Source organism: Prevotella sp. CAG:592, from assembly GCF_000436015.1.
GTDB lineage: Bacteria > Bacteroidota > Bacteroidia > Bacteroidales > Bacteroidaceae > Prevotella > Prevotella pectinovora.
Genome location: NZ_FR892488.1, coordinates 1 through 2,571 on the forward strand (window position 1 = coordinate 1; position 2,571 = coordinate 2,571).

1 protein-coding gene is annotated in these 2,571 nt (G+C 49.7%); it reads left to right on the forward strand.

Annotated elements, in window-relative coordinates:
* Positions 1-183 precede the first annotated feature (183 nt).
* On the forward strand, positions 184-2,151 hold the full coding sequence (locus tag QVO99_RS00595; protein ID WP_022315643.1) for a heavy metal translocating P-type ATPase: 1,968 nt from the start codon (positions 184-186) through the stop codon (positions 2,149-2,151).
* Positions 2,152-2,571: the final 420 nt, after the last annotated feature.

Consider the following 2,571-nt stretch of genomic DNA (forward strand, 5'->3'; position numbering starts at 1 on the left):
ATTCGCCTCCAAGGGCTTATCTTGCCCTCCTCAACACCCTGATTATTTGATTTTTCCATATTTGCAAATAGGTTGCAAAAGATTATTTTGACTTTTGCAACCAAGATTGTCGTATGCCTACCCTATCAGTAATGACTTAGGGTCGCATACATATATTATAATAGGTAAATAAGAAAAAAGACAATGAAGAAAACAATACCAGTGATTGGCATGGCATGCTCAGTGTGTGCTGCCAATGTGGAGCGCAAGCTCAACTCCCTTGAGGGCGTAAATTCCGCCACCGTTTCCTTGGCAGGACGCACCGCCCTTGTCGATTATGACCCGGAGAAGATTACCCTCGAAGATATGAAGCGTGAGATTTCCAATGCAGGCTACGACCTCGTCATCGAGGCAGACCGTAGTGCTGAGGAAATTAATCGCCGCGAATTTACTCTCTTGAAGCGCAAGACCCTTCTGTCCTGGTTCTTCGCCATTCTCGTGATGGCGTTCTCCATGGACTGGGTTTCGACCGGTATAGAGAACACCGCCTCTATGGGCTATGGCATGATGAGGGACAGCCACGCCTCGGCTTTCAACAACCAGATTTCCTTGATTCTCGCCCTCTTGAACATGTTGTATTGCGGTCGGATGTTCTATGTCTCGGCGTGGAAGCAACTCAAGCATCGAACCGCCAATATGGATTCTCTCGTGGCTCTGAGCACTCTCATCGCCTTTCTCTTCAGTGCCTTCAACACCTTCTTCGGAGAAATGGTATGGGGCGCAAGGGGCATCGAATGGCATGTCTACTTCGATGCCTCGGTGATGATCATCACCTTCGTTCTGACAGGAAGATGCCTGGAAGAGAAGGCGAAGGATGGCACGGCGGCAAGCATCAAACAGTTGATAGGCTTGCAACCGAAGACCGCCCGACTGGTCGCCGACGGGCAGTTGGAGGAGGTGCCAATCTCCACTATCCAACGTGGTGATGTCATCGAGGTGCGTGCAGGGGAAAAGATTCCTGTGGATGGCGTGGTAACCCAAGCCGAGAGCTTTATGACAGCTGATGCGGCATACGTGGACGAGGCGATGATTACAGGCGAACCTACCCCTGTGGCAAAGCGGGTGGGCGATGAGGTATTGTCAGGAACGATCCCGAACCAAGGCAAGCTCCGCATGAGAGCCAGACAGATAGGTGAGAACACCACCCTGGCACATATCATCAGAATGGTGCAGGAGGCACAGGGGAGCAAGGCTCCCGTACAGCGCATCGTGGATAAGGCGGCATTGGTATTTGTGCCGGTGGTGGCAGGCATCGCCTTGATTACTTTCTTGGCATGGTGGATAATCGGTGGCAATGCCTGTCTGCCTCAGGCTATCATGAGTGGCGTGGCGGTATTGGTAATCGCCTGTCCTTGTGCCATGGGTTTGGCAACGCCTACTGCCTTGATGGTGGGAATAGGAAAGGCGGCACAGAAGCAAATCCTCATCAAGGATGCCGCCGCCCTGGAAAATATCCGTAAGGTGGATGCCCTCGTCATCGACAAGACTGGCACGCTCACCATTCCTAACCAGAATGTAGACTTCACGAAAGGAGACGGATTGGATGACCTTGAGTCTCGCGAAACCCTCAAGCCTCATGCTTCCGAGGCAATGAAACTGTTAGAAAAGGAAGGCATCGAGGTGTATATGATGAGTGGTGACCGGGAAGAGGCGGCTCGCTATTGGGCAAACAAGGCTGGCATCAAGCATTATCAGAGCAAGGTGAAGTCTGACGACAAGCAAGCCATGGTCAAGAAACTCCAAGCGGAGGGCAAGCATGTGATGATGATAGGCGACGGCATCAACGACACCCAGGCATTGGCTCTTGCTGATGTCAGTATGGCGATAGGCAAGGGAACGGATGTGGCGATGGATGTGGCACAGGTCACACTGATGGACGATGACCTGATGGCGATACCTGATGCCGTGAAACTAAGCAGGAAGACGGTGGGCATGATTTGGCAGAACCTCTTCTGGGCATTCATCTACAATCTCATCTGCATCCCTCTGGCGGCAGGTGTCCTTCATCTCTTCGGCATCGATTTCCAGATTACACCGATGTGGGCAAGTGCCCTGATGGCATGTTCAAGCGTGAGTGTCGTTCTCAACTCTTTGCGATTGCGCTTCGCTTAAAGGTAGTAGGGTAAAAAAAGTAACAAACATCCGAAACCAAGATTTAAGTCTCGGATAAAAGGAGATATATTTATGTATTCAAGATATATATTGCTCAGTGCCTTGTTGGTTATTGGTGCTGAGACTTATGCAAAAAACAATAAGACAGAGGTTGCGTCTCTGTTATCATATAATGATTCTGAAGGAAACGCCCCTGCTGATTCCTCCTATCAGGATTCCATCTTCAAGGACCAGACCTTGCAAGAGGTGAAGGCGGTGGCACGCAAGCCGGGAACTGTGACTTGATGTAAAATCAGACAACCCCATAATAAACAAATTGCCCAAGATGACAACTCAAATGTTCATCTTGGGCAATTCGTTTATATGGTCAATTGAAGGTTGTATGACTTATAATCCCAAATCGCTTTCTATGTTAATATC